The organism is Halobacteroides halobius DSM 5150 (genome assembly GCF_000328625.1).
In the GTDB taxonomy this organism is placed as follows: Bacteria; Bacillota; Halanaerobiia; order Halobacteroidales; family Halobacteroidaceae; genus Halobacteroides; species Halobacteroides halobius.
The window spans coordinates 2,239,679-2,256,000 of record NC_019978.1; the positions used below are offsets into that span (position 1 = coordinate 2,239,679).

The 16,322-nt window shown below is 30.5% G+C and carries 17 protein-coding genes and 1 pseudogene; 1 reads left to right on the forward strand and 17 read right to left on the reverse strand.

Annotated elements, in window-relative coordinates; all coding sequences use genetic code 11:
* Positions 1-19: 19 nt before the first annotated feature.
* From HALHA_RS10920 to HALHA_RS11000, 17 genes are all read right to left on the reverse strand, one after another.
* Positions 20-778 (reverse strand): basic amino acid ABC transporter substrate-binding protein, encoded by a 759-nt coding sequence (locus tag HALHA_RS10920; protein WP_015327825.1) that lies wholly within the window; start codon positions 776-778, stop codon positions 20-22.
* 85 nt (positions 779-863) lie between these two features.
* A complete protein-coding gene (locus tag HALHA_RS10925) occupies positions 864-1,160 on the reverse strand; it encodes a hypothetical protein (protein WP_015327826.1) in 297 nt (98 codons plus the stop codon).
* A 66-nt stretch (positions 1,161-1,226) separates the two neighbouring features.
* Positions 1,227-1,580 carry a flagellar protein FlaG gene (locus HALHA_RS10930; protein WP_015327827.1) on the reverse strand — a complete coding sequence of 118 codons (354 nt, stop codon included), beginning with the start codon at positions 1,578-1,580 and terminating at the stop codon, positions 1,227-1,229.
* Positions 1,581-1,732: 152 nt separating this feature from the next.
* Entirely contained in the window at positions 1,733-2,539 is an 807-nt protein-coding gene (locus tag HALHA_RS10935; RefSeq protein ID WP_015327828.1) for a formyltransferase family protein, read from the reverse strand.
* Positions 2,540-2,543: 4 nt separating this feature from the next.
* On the reverse strand, positions 2,544-3,860 hold the full coding sequence (locus HALHA_RS10940; protein ID WP_015327829.1) for a DUF4910 domain-containing protein: 1,317 nt from the start codon (positions 3,858-3,860) through the stop codon (positions 2,544-2,546).
* Positions 3,861-3,964: 104 nt separating this feature from the next.
* The gene (gene pseG, locus HALHA_RS10945; protein ID WP_015327830.1) at positions 3,965-5,020 is read right to left on the reverse strand and encodes a UDP-2,4-diacetamido-2,4,6-trideoxy-beta-L-altropyranose hydrolase; all 1,056 of its coding nucleotides are present in this window, start codon (positions 5,018-5,020) and stop codon (positions 3,965-3,967) included.
* Between the two features lie 110 nt (positions 5,021-5,130).
* Complete coding sequence (locus HALHA_RS10950) at positions 5,131-5,892, reverse strand: cytidylyltransferase domain-containing protein (RefSeq protein WP_015327831.1); 762 nt, start codon at positions 5,890-5,892, stop codon at positions 5,131-5,133.
* 72 nt (positions 5,893-5,964) lie between these two features.
* Entirely contained in the window at positions 5,965-7,014 is a 1,050-nt protein-coding gene (gene neuB / locus HALHA_RS10955; protein ID WP_015327832.1) for an N-acetylneuraminate synthase, read from the reverse strand.
* Positions 7,011-7,679: an HAD family hydrolase gene (locus HALHA_RS10960; protein WP_015327833.1), complete on the reverse strand. Its 669-nt coding sequence runs from the start codon at positions 7,677-7,679 to the stop codon at positions 7,011-7,013. Before HALHA_RS10960 ends, neuB begins: the two co-directional genes overlap by 4 nt.
* Before the next feature lie 121 nt (positions 7,680-7,800).
* Positions 7,801-8,769, reverse strand: coding sequence for an ATP-grasp domain-containing protein (locus tag HALHA_RS10965; RefSeq protein ID WP_015327834.1), 969 nt, complete (start codon positions 8,767-8,769; stop codon positions 7,801-7,803).
* A 19-nt stretch (positions 8,770-8,788) separates the two neighbouring features.
* Positions 8,789-9,619 carry a dTDP-4-dehydrorhamnose reductase gene (gene rfbD, locus HALHA_RS10970; RefSeq protein ID WP_015327835.1) on the reverse strand — a complete coding sequence of 277 codons (831 nt, stop codon included), beginning with the start codon at positions 9,617-9,619 and terminating at the stop codon, positions 8,789-8,791.
* A 66-nt stretch (positions 9,620-9,685) separates the two neighbouring features.
* Complete coding sequence (gene rfbB, locus HALHA_RS10975) at positions 9,686-10,693, reverse strand: dTDP-glucose 4,6-dehydratase (protein ID WP_015327836.1); 1,008 nt, start codon at positions 10,691-10,693, stop codon at positions 9,686-9,688.
* A 19-nt stretch (positions 10,694-10,712) separates the two neighbouring features.
* Positions 10,713-11,282 (reverse strand): dTDP-4-dehydrorhamnose 3,5-epimerase, encoded by a 570-nt coding sequence (gene rfbC / locus HALHA_RS10980; RefSeq protein ID WP_015327837.1) that lies wholly within the window; start codon positions 11,280-11,282, stop codon positions 10,713-10,715.
* Between the two features lie 21 nt (positions 11,283-11,303).
* On the reverse strand, positions 11,304-12,170 hold the full coding sequence (rfbA, locus tag HALHA_RS10985; RefSeq protein WP_015327838.1) for a glucose-1-phosphate thymidylyltransferase RfbA: 867 nt from the start codon (positions 12,168-12,170) through the stop codon (positions 11,304-11,306).
* Between the two features lie 47 nt (positions 12,171-12,217).
* Positions 12,218-13,294, reverse strand: a complete 1,077-nt coding sequence (locus tag HALHA_RS10990; RefSeq protein WP_015327839.1) for a glycosyltransferase — start codon at positions 13,292-13,294, stop codon at positions 12,218-12,220.
* 43 nt (positions 13,295-13,337) lie between these two features.
* A complete protein-coding gene (locus tag HALHA_RS10995; protein WP_015327840.1) occupies positions 13,338-14,525 on the reverse strand; it encodes a glycosyltransferase family 2 protein in 1,188 nt (395 codons plus the stop codon).
* Between the two features lie 42 nt (positions 14,526-14,567).
* The gene (locus tag HALHA_RS11000; RefSeq protein ID WP_015327841.1) at positions 14,568-15,638 is read right to left on the reverse strand and encodes a glycosyltransferase; all 1,071 of its coding nucleotides are present in this window, start codon (positions 15,636-15,638) and stop codon (positions 14,568-14,570) included.
* Positions 15,639-15,771: 133 nt separating this feature from the next.
* Between HALHA_RS11000 and HALHA_RS11005 the strand changes: the two are divergent.
* A pseudogene (locus tag HALHA_RS11005) lies at positions 15,772-16,287 on the forward strand (transposase); the annotation flags it as partial.
* Between the last annotated feature and the right edge of the window lie 35 nt (positions 16,288-16,322).

A 16,322-nucleotide genomic window follows, 5' to 3' on the forward strand; every position in this document is an offset into this window, starting at 1 on the left:
TCTTCGCTAATAATTCAGATTATTTAAACCACTTATTATAAATTTTATCGTAAGTGCCATTTTCTTTAATCTTCTTAATAGCAGCGTTAACCTTCTTCGTTAGCTTATCATCTGCTTCTCTAATTGCAATTCCATATTGTTCACTAGTAAATGGTTCTCCTACTATTTTAACGTTTGGTTTTTTCATAATATATGCTGCTGTTACAGGAAGATCATTAACTACTGCATCTAAACGACCATTTTGTAACTCAATAAAAGCTTGTGGTATCTTACCGTATCGTTTGATCTTTTTAATACCTTCCATCTTACTAACCTTTAAATCACCTGTAGTCCCTAACTGAACTCCTACTACTTTTCCTGTTAGATCATCTACACTTTTAATTGTGTTATTACTATCTAAAACAGCAACCACCTGTCCAGCATTAAAGTAAGGATTAGAAAAATCAACAGCCTTCTCTCGTTGTTCAGTAATTGTCATTGCAGAAGCAATTACATCATACTTTTTAGCCTTCAACCCAGGGATAATTCCATCCCAAGCCGTATCTTTAATGACCAATTTAACTCCTAGCTGATCTGCAACAGCTTGTAACATATCCACATCAAAACCTACAATCTTATCATTCTGATTGTGATATTCAAATGGTCTATAAGCTGCATCCATTCCTACTACTAGCTTACCCTTGTTTTGGATTTTAGACCAAGTTGTCGCTTCTTGTTGTCCACATCCTGTCACTACCAATAATCCTATTAATAAAGAAAATAATAATATTTTTTTCACTATAAGTCCCCCTGACATTTGTTATCTTACAAATAATTATACATGATATATTATAATTATGCAAGGGAAATCTGAAAATCTCTACTTAACCCTCTAACTCTCGATTCTTCTTCTCTAAGCTATATAGTTTTTGTAGAGTAGGTTTAAACTGATTAATCTTATCTAAATCACTGTTATTGACTATATTTAATTTATCTACCTGCTTAATATCAAACTTAAGATCTAAGTTAGCAATTTGATCTCTTAACTCACGCTTTTGCTCATCAATTTCAGTCGTGTCTTCCCCTTCCTTAAGCAACTGATGCTTCTCTTTAGTTAAGGTCAAGATTTCTTGATATAATTTAACTTCTTCTTCTAAAGCTGATACCATATCTTCTGCCATAATTATCTCTCCTTTCTTTGGTAAACAAAAAAGTCGAACTATAATAGCCCGACAAAATTAATCATACTATATTTTCTCATCTAAAAATAAACCAACCATTTCTTTAATCTTTCCTAACATATCTAATACTTCTTTAGGTGGTATCTCTTTTATTACTTCATTGCTTTCAGTATTTACTACTTTAGTCATCAGTCTTCCGCTTTCTTTGTGAAGTTCAAACTGTAATTCTTCATGAAATGCTTGCACAGCTTCATTTAACTTATTTACGCCTTCTTGTAACTTTTCTTTGGTAAATCCTTTCTCTTGCTCAGAGGCTGATTGATTATTCTTATTATTTACCTCTTGCACCTGTTGAGTCTGCTCTATCTTTGAGTTTACATTTTCAGTTGCCAACTTATTATTGGCCTTAGATACTTTCATATCATCCTCCCCCTTTTATTTTATATTTATGTTTTAATTCTAGAAAATAATTAAAATTCCTTTAGGTTTTAAGAAATAAAGTATCCTTTAATATCATATATTAGTCTGAATCACTTGATTATTTTCTAGTAATTTGAAGAAAACATAACTTATTAATCTTTAAAAGCTTTTACTAATTGAGGAGCTTCAGGATTGAATTTTCCATCTAGATAATAATCTACAATATTATTATCAAAAGTATTATAAATTAATCTTAAATGCTCTAGTTTCCAATCCCTTGCTAAAAATAATTTTCCAGTTGATTTTTGTGATTCTTTAGGTAATTTTTCTCCTTTCTTTAGCAAACCTAAAATTTTTACTAAATCATCTGCTACCTGAACTACTGCTCTAGCTCCTACATCATGAATTCCATCTCCATATTTTAATTCTGGTCTAGAATGATGGACTATTTCTCCCCCATCAAGTTCAGAACTTAAATAATGAATTGTCATACCAGCCCAATTAGGTTGCAAAAAATAAAAAGGCCAAAATAATGTAATACATCCTCGATACCAGGGAGATAAACCTCCATGAACATTCCAAGAATAATCAGGAAATTCAGCTAACAAATCATCATTGATAATATGTACACCATAAGTTAACACTATATCTGGATTTTGTTTCTTAATCCATTTTTTAACCTTATCACTATTAAGCTTTTGTTGATTTATTTTTATTTTAGAAATCCCATGGAATTCTGAATCATCTATTCTCCCAAAAATACTTCTTTCTGCTTCAGCTCGACCTTCAAAGTGACGAATAAAATTATTATGATCAATTTCATCCAATCCTTTAGGAGGTTGTGGTATAAATTCTTCTCGTTTTTCAATTAATAATCCAGTAAGAAAATTAGATTCTAGTAACTTCTTAGCTAAATATAAATGTCGACAGTGAGAACCAGTTAATAATAATACTTTCATAACTTTAAACCTCCTCTTTAAAATATGGTCCTTTTAATAATCCTCTGCTCTTTAATATTTCAATTACATGACTTAATTCTAAAATATTATAATTATAATCTTCAACTATCTGATATAAAGAATGCAAACCATCTGAATAATTAAGTATAGTTAAAACTTGATCTAGTTGATTTCTATTTTTTATCACCTTATCTTTAAAATGTTCTTCATATCGTTTGGAATTTATATCAGGATATAAATCATATTGATCTAACTTAACTTCTCCATATGGATACTGATTAATATAATAACCATTCAACTCAAGTGCTTTAATAATCTGTTCTAATTCATTAACACTATGATGTAACGCTTCAATAGTCATTAACTCTTTGTTATCTAAAGAAGTATGGTATTCAGAATAACCATATACTAATCGTGCCATTTGTCCTATTGGAAGATTAAAACCAGGTGAACAATATTGTCGCTCATCAGAACCATAAATAGGAGTAAATGATCTAATCTTTCCTTCTGGAGTATTATCATCAACATTAAACAAATGTTTTACTATATTATCTATTGGACTATTCTCCTGCCTAGATAGTTTATAACTAAGGTCTGATCTACCACCTATACAATTTAATATTAATCCTGAGTATAAATTTTCTTGTAGTTCTTTACCGAATCTATCTAAATAAGAAATGGCCCCTATAGTTTCTGGAGCAAAAACAAAGCGATATGTAAATCTTCGTTTAGACCAATTAGAAAGACGATTATATAAAAAAGCAGCTACAATTGGCCCACTTAATTCATTATTAGCCATAGAAGGGTGACAAATATAGGAACTGATCAATATCTCTTTATTGCTTTCTCCTGGTAAAATAGCATGACCATAATTCAATTCTCCTTCAACTAACTCACTATCAATATAAGCATGATACTTACCAGGTTTAAGATGTTCATATGTACTGTGACGCAAACAAAATCCCCATCTTCTCTTATAATAAGATGTAACATAAGGAATAGCATCTGGTTGGTTAGGAATAGTATGAAGATGATCTTTAAGCTCTTCTAAAGGTAATTTTTTATTAATTGGAGTACTATAATTTAACAAGTGAAGATTATGATTATTAAAATCTACAATCTTCTTTCCGTCAGGCCCTTTTAACCAAGCTTCCCTAACTCTCCATTCTTTAGGAATAGTCCAATTAAGTACTTGAGTTCCAGTTTTAACATTAAACTTTTTTAATGGAATATATTCACTTAAAATTTCTAAGGTCTTTCGCAAGCCTGAACCAGTTATACTTCTACAGATAGGAAATAATTTATCAAATAGTTTATTCATTGCTTTAATCTCTTCTTACTGATGCATTAATTTCCCCTTTCTGGTTTAGTGTTAGGAACTAGTGTCTGTATCAGTTTAAGAAATTGACTAATATTAAGTTCTTTTTACTGGCACCCATTACTGACACTATCACTAAGTATTCGTTCTACACATCTCTTAATCCCTTGTCCATCAACAAGGCTTTGAGCTTTTCTACTCATTTGATATCTTAATTTTGGCTTTTTCATTAAATCTATTAAAGTAGCTACTAATTTCTCTTCTTTAGTTTTATCCCAAAATCCTAAATTAATAATTATACCCTTTTCTTCCATAGTTTGAGCAGCTAAGATCTGGTTGTCTGCTTGTAATAATACAATTGCAGGTGTTCCCGTTGCAGCTAATTCATATAAAGTGCTCCCCCCTGCTGAGATTGCTAAATCACTCTTTAGCATTAGTTGGCTTATCTGAGTAATATTAAAATGAAGGGCAACTTCAAACTTACTCTCCTGCACCTCTTCAATAATTTTTTCTAGATTACTAAATCCAGGGCCAACAACAATATCAAGATGTAATTTATCTTGATCAATTAAATTACTATCTATTTGATTTAAGGTTGCTAATACCCTATCAGTTAATTCTAAAGGATCACTACCTCCAAAGGTAATTAATATATTCTCTACCTGATCTTTAATTACCTGCCTAGATAAATTAGTAAATTCTTCACGGAGTAAAGTATAATCTGTTCCTAATAGAAAATCTGTATTCCCATTCAAAGAATGGTAATCTAAGCTAGGAGCATAAATATTGCCATTAATCATGATATCTGAAGGGAAAACAAAAGGAGCAAAGTCATGAATAGAAATTAATTTAGTTACTGTCTTTTTGAGTTCAAGTAAATAATTTTGATCTATTTGATAAGAGTCTGTAATTAAGGTATCTAACTTATACTTTATGACTATCTCTTTTAATTTTTCTATCTCCTCTTTATAATCCAGATTAGAAGAAATAGTAATCAGGTTAATATTATATTCTTGTAATAACTTCTCTACACTCTTCTCTTCCTTAGTTATAAAGAATATATCTACCTCATCAGGAAAAGCTGTAGCTAAAGCTAGACAACGCATTAGATGGCCCATCCCGATTGTTGGCCCACCATCAACTCGAAAAGCTATATTCTTCATATATATCACCTGCTTAATTTGGAATTCAATCCAAATAATATATCATCCTTAAATACTAATCTTTTCTACTTAGCCAATTCAACGGAGCATGATTGATAGCTATTATCTGATTATACCTTCTTCTGCTGCACCTTTCTATTAATTTGAGCTAATTCAGAATTATCATCCAATAATCTAATTACATCTTGAATATTAATTATTTCTCCTATTTGATATAGTCTTTGATAAAGCTCTTTTATCAATTTAAAATCATCTATTTCATCAACACATAATCTATAATTTCGTTTAAGATCTTCTTTAGGGTTATGACTTGTTATTTTAAATTTATCAGGATGGCGATTAATATAAAAGGTCACATGTTCCCGATAAGGATTATCTTTATTTTCTTCCTCTTTCAACACAAACTCTTCTACTTTTAATAAAGTATCAGAAGAAAAAATTTCTGTATCCAAACCCCGTGGGTATCCATTATCACCAACATTTAACCTGAAATAATCATAATCAGAATTCAAAAACTTAGTAACTGCTTTATCAATAGTCATAGGGTCAATTAAAGGACAATCACCTGTAATCCGGACTATTACATCAGCTTTAAATTTCTGAGCAGCCTCTATATAACGAGATAAAACATCATCTTCTGATCCACGATAAAAATCAACCTTTGAGTTTTTGGCAATTTCTACTACTCTATCATCTATCTCTTTATCACTGGTAGCGATTACAATCTGATCTAATCTATCAAAATACTTTAATCTTTCAATCAAATGAGCCAACATTGGCCGACCTACTATTTCTTTAGCAACTTTACCTGGCAATCTTGATGATCCCATCCGTGCTTGCACAATTGCAACTACTTTTTTGTTACGATTCATTCTTTTCAACTCCTAGCTTACAAAAAATACTTTATCTAATTTCCACAGATTACCCAACACAGTTTACAGACACTATATTTTTTCCCACGTTATCGGTTCATTAGCCTCAATATCTTGCTGAGCTTCCCGACCAATTACCAGGTCATAGTACTTAGGCTTTAATCCAATACCAGGCCTTAATATTTTAACCATATCCTCAGTTATCTTAGTCCCCTCTTTAATATCCTTAATTGCAAATATACTCCGCCGTCCTCTCTGATAGTGAACTTCTTCAGACTCTACATGCTTCTTTATTGGACTACCTATAGCTGATTCGATTTCTCGAATTCCTGTTACCATCTCTTTTAATTCATCAGGCTCTAGAGCAAACTTATGGTCTGGGCCTGCTAAATCTCGATCAAGAGTATAATGCTTCTCAATAACCTTAGCTCCTCTTGCTACAGCTGCTATTGGTACATTAATTCCTAAAGTATGATCCGAATATCCTACAGAAACTTGAAAAGCTTGTTTGATAGTATCCATAGCTGCCAAGTTTACATCCTCCATAGGCATAGGATAATTAATCCCACAGTGGAGTACAACCACTTGTTCATTTCCTGTTTGATAAATAGCTTCTAAAGCTTCTTCTATCTCTCCTAGATTAGCCATTCCAGTAGATAAGATAATTGGCTTATCTTTTTTCGCTATATATTTCAAGAAAGGGAGATCAATACATTCAAAAGATGCTATCTTAAAAGCTGGCATACCTAATTCATCCAGTTGATCAACAGCTTCATAATCAAAGGGAGTTGAAAGAAATATTAATCCTTTTTCCCTAGCATAACCTCTTAATTCTGTCTGCCATTCCCGTGGTAGTTCTAAATCTTGATAAAGTTCATAAAGATGATCAGCAGTATCATATTCATCTCCTAATTTCATAACTTCATCTTCTGTCTTAGCAGCTATCTTATCTGCAGTAAAAGTCTGGAATTTTACCGCATCTACTCCTGCTTCTGCAGCTACATCAATTAATTCTTTAGCTCGATCTAAATCTTGATTATGATTACTCCCTGCTTCAGCAATTATAAAACATGGTTGATCTTCTGCTATAGCTTTAGTCCCAACTTTAATTTTTTTACTCATATAATCTCCTCCAACTCATCCAAAGATTCAATCTCATAATCAGCCTCATACTTTTCAGATAGTTTCTTATTAATATGCATTCCTTGTTGTCTAATAATACGTACTGTCTTTAACCCTAATTTTTTAGCAGTTACAAAGTCTTTATCAGGATTATCCCCAATATATACCGCCTCCTGTGGACTAACCTCAAATTCTTCAATCATCTTCTGATATAAGAAAGGAGCAGGTTTGCGATTCTCTCTTCCATGGTCATCACTAACAAGAATATAATCAAATCTATCTTTAATCCCAAGAGCCTCTATCTTATTCCACTGAACTTTAGAAATACCATCTGTAATTAATCCTAGCTTATAATCCCCTGACAATCTATTGAAGGCTCGTTCAGCGTCAGGATATAACCTAAAACTCTCTGGTTGATGAATACGATATAGATTCACCATCTCTGGGACTTCTTTTAAAGATAATCCAAATTCTTCTAAGGCTAAATCAAAGGTCTGCCCTCTTCCTTCTTTTTTTAAAATAGATAATAATACTTTATAAAACCCTTCACTAGAAATAGGATATTTATCAGCAATATAATTACTAACTGCCCTAAATCCACTTTTAACATATTCTAATTCATGATATAAGGTATCATCTAAATCAAATATTATTGCTTTAATCATTTAAATCACCTCTTTTGAGCAATCGTTAGCTAATTAACAGCCATCAAACTGATAAAATAAAAATCTTGTCCTCTTTTAAAACTTAAAATTAAAGGTTTTGCACTAGCTTCTAGCTCACAGCTCAAGACTCATGACCCACAGCTTTAAACAATGGCGTATCATATCTTAACATAGCTAACCCCTCTTTAAAGTCTCCAATAAATGGTTCTATATCTTTACCGTTAATCATTTCAGTAATCAACTTAGGATAATTAACTCCTGCTTGATAAGAAAGAGGAACTCCACCACCAAAGCGAGGATTAACCTCAATAAACTTAATCTCATCTTCTAGAGTAATAATTGCTTGTAAATTCGCCGGGCCAACTATACCTAAGCCTTCGATTATCTCCTTGGCCCACTTAATTAACCTCTCCTCTTTTACTGTAACGGCTTTACTTACTTCACCAGCTCGGACTTCAATTCTTTTACGAGGGACAGCTGATAAAAGGTTTCCTGCTAGATCAGATAAAGTATCTATAGTATACTCTGTACCTTGGATATATTCCTGAATTACTATCTCCTCCATATGATCAATAAAGTAATCTAAACCTCTACGGTCTTTAGCTATAAATGTATCTTGACTACCTTGTCCAGAACGAGGTTTTATAAAGAGAGGAAAGGATACATTTTTTTCTTGTAACTGCTCTACTAAAAATGTCTCAGGAGTTGCGATTTCATGCTCCCTAAAATAATTATAAAGATTATATTTATCTTTACAGAGATTAAATACTTTACTAGAAGATAATAGAAGTTCAACTCCTACTTGCTTGAAGGTATCCCGAGCTTGGCCCAATATACTAAATCCCTGTTCTAACAACGGGATTATCACCTTAATATCTTCCTTCTGACAAATATCTAAAATCCGGTCTATATAATTAGGAGCATCTATTCTAGGAGTTAAATAATAGTCATCAGCCTGATATAAAGCTGGAGCTAAAGAACTATTATCTGTTACAATAACCTTACCACCTATTTTATGTAATTCTTCTTTAAATATTTTGGTTAAGGTTCCTCTACGGCCAATTGTTGTTATTAAAATATTAGTACCCATTACTATCACCTTACTTAAGTTAATTTAAATAATCCTTTAAAGCCTCTTCCCAATTTCTCATTTTATAGTCTAAACCTTGTTCTAAAGAATAATTCTGCATAACAGAGTACTTTGGTCTAGTAGCAAGTCTAGTAAATTCTTGAGAAGTTACTGGATTTACTTCTATTTCAGTCTCAGTATACTCAAATATTTTTCTAGCAAATTGATACCAAGAAGACTCTCCACTATTCGAAACATGATAAATTCCATATAAATCAGTAGTAATTAACTCTTGAATTGCTTGAGACAGATCTCTGGTATAAGTTGGGGAACCAACTTGGTCATTTACAACATCTAATGATTCCTTTTTTTTAGCTAATTCTAACATTGTTTTAATAAAATTATTACCATCTTCTCCATATAACCAAGCAGTTCTAACGATATAATATCTATTTAATAAGTTCTTAACAAACTCTTCTCCCGCTAGTTTAGACTCTCCATAAATATTCAATGGGTTAGCTTGATCAAACTCTATATATGGCTTGTCCTTAGTACCATCAAATACAAAATCTGTACTTATATAAACAAGTCTAGCATTACATTCTTGGCATGCTACTGCTACATTTCTAGTTCCATAGGCATTTACTTGGTAAGCTAAATTCATATTTTCTTCACAACCATCCACATCTGTGTAAGCTGCGGCATGGATTATTATCTCTGGATTTAAACCTGCTATCTTATTTATTACTTCTTCTCCTTGAGTTATATCTAGTTCATCTATATCCCAAGCATAAACTTCATGCTCTTTATCTAATAATTTTTTTAAATCTAACCCTAACTGTCCTTTACCTCCTGTGATTAATATCTTCATTTCAACACCTCTTTTTTACTACAAGTAACTAACCTTCAATAACTAGTTAAAATTTTTTAATCATTACTAATCACTCATTACTGTCTCCCACCATTTGATATTATCTAAGTACCATTGAATTGTATCTTTAATCCCTTCTTCAAAAGTATACTCAGGCTCCCAATCCAATTCATCTTGAATCTTACTTGAGTCAATAGCATATCTACGATCATGCCCTAATCTATCCTTAACAAAATTAATTAATGATTCTGGCTTATTAACTATTTTTAAAATAGCTTTAGTAATTTCAATATTTGTCTTTTCATTATTACCACCTACATTATATACTTCACCATTTTTTCCTTGATGAAGTACTACATCTATTGCCCGACAATGATCTTTAACATAAAGCCAATCACGTACATTTTTTCCGTCTCCATAAAGAGGTAATTCTTTATCAGCTAAAGCATTAGTCAAGAAAAATGGAATTAATTTTTCTGGAAATTGATATGGCCCATAATTATTAGAACAACGAGTAATATTCACTACTAATCCAAAAGTTTCATGATAAGCCCGCACTATCATATCTGCACTAGCTTTACTGGCAGAATAAGGACTATTAGGTGCCAAAGGGGTGTCTTCTGTAAAATATCCTTCTTCTCCAAGGGAACCATAAACTTCATCAGTCGACACTTGTAAGAATTTAGTTGTTAATGACTCTACTTCGGCTTCTTTAGGACAATCTAACCAGTATTGCTTAGCAATATCTAGCAAGACTTGTGTTCCTCTAATATTGGTCTTCACAAAAATATCTGGGTCTTCTATGCTTCTATCAACATGTGATTCTGCAGCAAAGTTAACCACATAATTAATATTATACTCAATAAAGATCTTTTCTACTAACTCTCTATTCGTAATATCTCCTTTAATAAACTTATAATTAGGGTTATTTTCTACCTCTTTTAAATTTTCTAGATTCCCAGCATAAGTTAGCTTATCTAAATTAATAATATGATAATTATCATATTTACTTAACATATAATGGATAAAGTTACTACCTATAAATCCTGCTCCCCCAGTTACTAATATATTCATTATTATAACACCTGCCTATTCAGTTATCACGATTGAATTCCTTTAACGTTGGTAATTTCCTATCCTTATCTGAAAGCAATAACTGCTCTTTTGTAAGTTCATACTCCTCTAAAGGCCAATCTATATTTATATCATTGTCATTCCAAATAATACCACCTTCACACTCAGGACAATAATAATCTGTTGTCTTATAAATAAATTCCATTTCTTCGCTTAAGGCCAAAAAACCATGAGCAAACCCTTCTGGAATATAAAACATTTTTTTATTTTCAGCAGATAAGAGAACTCCAAAATACTCTCCATAAGTATTAGAATTTTCTCTTAAATCAACAGCTACATCATAAGCCTGTCCCTTAATAACTCTAACTAGCTTTCCTTGAGAATGTTTAACCTGAAAGTGAAGGCCTCGCAAAGTTCCTTTTGTTGATTTAGAGTGATTATCTTGAACAAAATTCATATCCATGCCAATTTGAGCAAACTCTCTTTGATTATGGCTTTCCATAAAAAAGCCTCTATCATCTTCAAAAACAGTTGGTTCTATTATGTAGAGATCATTTATGGAAGTTTTAATTTTCTTAAATTTAGACATTATAAAATCTCTCCTTAACTCTTACTCCTCACAGATTGATACCAAATACTTACCATAATTGGTCTTTAATAATGGCTGAGCTAATTCTTTTAACTGATTAGAATCAATATAACCTAGTCTGTAAGCTATTTCTTCTATACAAGCTATATAAAGGCCTTGTCTTTTTTGAATGGCTTCTATAAATGTAGCAGCCTCTAGTAAACCATCATGGGTCCCTGCATCAAACCAAGCCATTCCTCGTCCAAAATGTTCTACCATTAACCGTTCTTCTTCTAGATAAAGCTTATTTATATCAGTTATCTCAAGTTCTCCTCTAGTTGATGGTTCAATTTCTTTAGCCTTATCTACTACTGTATTATCATAAAAGTATAATCCTGGCACTGCATAACTTGATTTTGGATTATCTGGTTTCTCTTCGAGTGATAACACCCTTCCTCTATCATCAAATTCTACTACTCCAAAACTACTTGGATCCTTTACATAATAACCAAAGATAGTAGCTCCTTCTTCTAAAGAAGCTGCTCTTTTTAATATCTGACTGAAGCTTTGTCCATAAAATATGTTATCTCCTAAAATCAAGGCCACATTGTCATCTGCTATGAACTCTTCTCCAATTATAAAGGCCTGGGCCAATCCCTTGGGCTCTTCTTGTACCTCATATGATATATCTAATCCAATATAACTTCCATCACCTAACATTTCTTCATAGACTGGTAGATGTTCTGGAGTAGAAATAATCAATATTTCTCTAATTCCTGCTAACATTAATGTTGATAATGGATAGTAAATCATTGGCTTGTCATAGACTGGCAGACTCTGCTTTGATAATGCTTTTGTTACAGGGTAAAGTCTGGTTCCTAAACCACCTGCTAAGATTATTCCTTTCATAGTTGGCCCTCCTTTTAATATTACCTACTTCCTTTACATCTTAATTATCAGTTGGAGATTATTAAATCCCTAAAACAACAATAATTTTCAAATTCTATGAATCCGTAATCATTTAATTCTTCACTTATTTCGTTATAATGACTTCGACTAAATACAACTACAAATACTTCTTCCCTCTTTTCTTCCCTAAGCTTCTGAGGTGAATATATCTTCTTACCATCAACTAAAGTATTATATTTATTTTTATCTGAATCCACAAAATATCTAATATTAGTCTCAAACTGTTCCCTATTATTTTGGTATCCTTCACAAGCTCCCCAAGCAATTAAATCTCTATCCTTAATACTATTAATCTTTCGTTTGAAAAATTGACCTACAAAATCTCCTATTTCTTTTTCACTAGCCTTAGATATATCTCTCTTTAATACTTTATTATCCTCATTATTATTTGTAATCCCACCAAGTCTATATTTAATTAACTTTCTTTCAATAAAATTTATTTTACAATCTCTTCTAGTTAGATTAAGATACCTAGGATAATCTTCTAGTAAAGTATAATCTTCATCAAGATAACCATATTTCTCTATTAACTCTTTAGAAAATGGAGTACATGAACCAGCAATGAAATTTCCTCTACTTAATTTTATATGTAAATATTTAGGATCTCCTTTCTTTATAAATTTTGTTTCATTTTCTCTAGGTAATACTTTATGACAATTCTTCATATCTTCATCATAAATGGCTCTATAACCTGTAATAATAAGGTTACCTGTCTTTTCAAAAAAATCTACTACATCAGAAATTACATCTTTATCATGTAACATGTCATCTAACCCGATATAGAAAATATAATCTCCCTTACTTAACCTAAGAGCTTTATTATAATTTTTGACTACCCCTAAATTATTCTCATTATGATTAATTACTGTTCTCTTAATATTATTATTTTTATTCTCCTTAATAAAACTTATAATCTCATCTTGTTTAAAATTACTACTACCATCATCATTAAAAATAATCTCTATATTAGAATAATTTTGTTTTAAAACAGATTCTAGACATTCTTTATAATATTGCAAATTATTATATGATAGAATAATTATACTAACTAGTGGAGAGCTCATCTTTAACTTTCCTCCTAATAATTATGATTTAAAATAGAACATCTTATTTTGAATAATTTAATAAAGTAGACCTTAATTCCCTCCAAGTGAATTTCAGCTCTTCTCTATTAATCTTCTTATTTTCTATTGATATTTCTAAATTATGATTAGCATCTATATAATTAGGTAAAATATTAATAGATTTTTCAAATAATATTTTTGCTTTTTTATTTTCATTTTGAAGTAACATAATACAACCTAAATTATTTATAGCTGCAGCATTTTCAGAGGCTAATTTAATAGCTTTTTCAAAAGCTTGTCTAGCTTGATTCAAATTACTTCTTTTTAAAAAATAAAGTCCTAAAAAGAAATATCCACTTGTTAAATTGGGAGCCATATTAATAACTTCCTGTATTACTTGATAAGCTCTTTCCAACTGATTAAGCCTAAAAAGTACTGATACAAAATCTATTTTGTTAATTTCATCTGATAAATTTCTCTTATTAATTGCTTCTTCAATAAAATTAATACTATATTTATTTAATATTACCTGTTCATCATTTAAAAAATCTTCAACCTTTCTTGAAGTATTCTGACTATGTCTCCTCAACTTGACAAGAGGCTCATCTACATAGCCAAACCCACCTAATTGGCACAGTCTAAGCCATAAATCCCAATCTTGAGAATAATGAAGATCAAGATCATATCCTCCGATCTCTAAAGCAAGCTTTTTATTCAAAAGTACTCCAGAATTAGATATAATTCTATTACGTACAAACTGATACCCTAAAATTTCCTTCGGTTCTGCTTGTTTCCAACTATGAATATTAGCGAATAAATCTCCCTTTTCATCTATTTGCTGATAAGCACTATGAACTAACACAAATTCTTCTTCATTCTGATTATTCAATTCTATTAATCTTTGACACTCTTTTTCTAAAAGTTCAGGCTCTGCTATATCATCATGATCCATGAACAATACCCAATCATTGTTAGCAATTTTCATACCTATGTTTCTCACTTGAGAAGAACCCTGATTACACTTAAGTTTATGTAATTTTATTTGACTGTAATTCCTAATAAATTTTTTAATAATATTTATAGTATTATCTTTACTATTATCATCTACTACTATTATTTCATTTAATGGCTTTGTTTGATTTAAAATACTATATATAGTTTCTTCTATAAATTTTTCAGAATTATATGTGGGTATAATTGCTGTTATCTTTCTTTCTTTTGAATAATACATTACTCTTCTCCTTATAAACTTAAAATTTTAAGACAATATATATTAATTATCATACAGTAAATCTACAAAACAACAATAATTTTCTAATTCTTTCATACCGATCTTTTCTAAATAACTTTTAATGTCATAGTAATAAGTTTCACTAAAAACTATTACAAATATTTCCTCTGGATCTTCATCCAACAGTTTTTCAGGAGAACATATCTTTTTTCCATCTAAAAATTTATTATGTTTATTTTTATCCGAATCTAAAAGATAACTAATATCATAATCAAACATATCTTTATTATCCTTATATCCTCTAGATGTTCCCCAACCAACTATTCTTTTCCCTTTAATATTAATTGATTCTGCTATACCTTTTACAAAATGTGCTACTTCCTTCTTTCTTGTTTTTGTAAAATCCTCCTCTAAAACTTCATTTTTTTCTTTATTAGTTGTGATTCCACCAGCTCTATATTTAATTAACTTTCTGTCTATAAAATCTATATTACATCCTTGCTTAGTCAAACTTAAATATCTAGGATAATCTTCCAATAGAATATACTCTTCATCTAAATATCCATATTTTTCTATTATTTTTTTTGAAAAAGGTGTTGCTGAACCAGCAATAAAGTTACCCCTACTTAATTTCAGATGCAATTCTCTAGGAGTATCATTTTTAATGAACTCCTTCTTTCTTTTATTAGGAAGAATTTCTAAACACTCTTGCATGTTTTTATCATAAACACATCTATATCCTGTAAATATGAGACTATTTGATTTTTTAAAAAAATTCACAATATCTAAAACCACATTTTCATCATATAACATGTCATCTAATCCAACATAAAAAATATATTCTCCTTCACTTAGTTCAATTGCTTTATTATAATTTTTAACAACACCTAAGTTTCTACTATTATGATTAATTACACATCTTTTAATATTTCCTTTTTTATTTTTATTAATAAAATCTAAAATTACATTTTTATCAAAGTTCGAACTACCATCATCACTAAAGATTATTTCTATATTAGTATAAGTTTGCATTAATATCGAACTCAGACATTCCTCTAAATATTGTAAGTTATTATAAGAAAGAATAATTATACTGAATAACGGTTTTGTCATTTTAATTGCCCCCCTTTTTTTTAATTATAGGTTGTTGAATAAAAGATTTTTCCAATTCAAAAAAGGAAAAGTTGCTCCTTTTCTAGTAGTGCATAGGTGACCAAACCTCAAAACTAGAAAGGAGCAACTAACAATGATTATATCACCTGAAGCTCTACAAGAAAACACCTTTTATCAAATTTGTTCTAAATTAAATGATATTTACTATGAAAAATTTGGATCTCAAAACAATGAGGGTCGTAGTCGACCTAAAAAATATTCTGGTCTACAAATAATTAAGTGCTTATTATATAAAGTTAAGAATAAAATTTATTGTCTTAGAGAACTAAAATCTGAACTTAAAGATGACCTATTAACCCTTGGAATCATTGGGTTTAATGAAGTTCCTGATCATTCTACTTTTGCTCTGAGATTTAAGCAACTTGAAAAAGAAAAATTTGATATACTTTTTCAATCAGTTGTTAAAAAGTTAAATCCTGATACTAGGATTACATCTATTGATGCGACAGCTTTAAGGAGCTCTAAAAACGATTCAGAAGCTAAATTTGGTCTATCAACATATTTAGGTAAATATAAAGGATATAAATTGCACTTAGCAACTTCAAATGATTATATTCCACTATCCTTTAAATTTACCACAGGTAATGTTTCGGTTTGACCCCCTAATATTGGAGAAAATCTTTG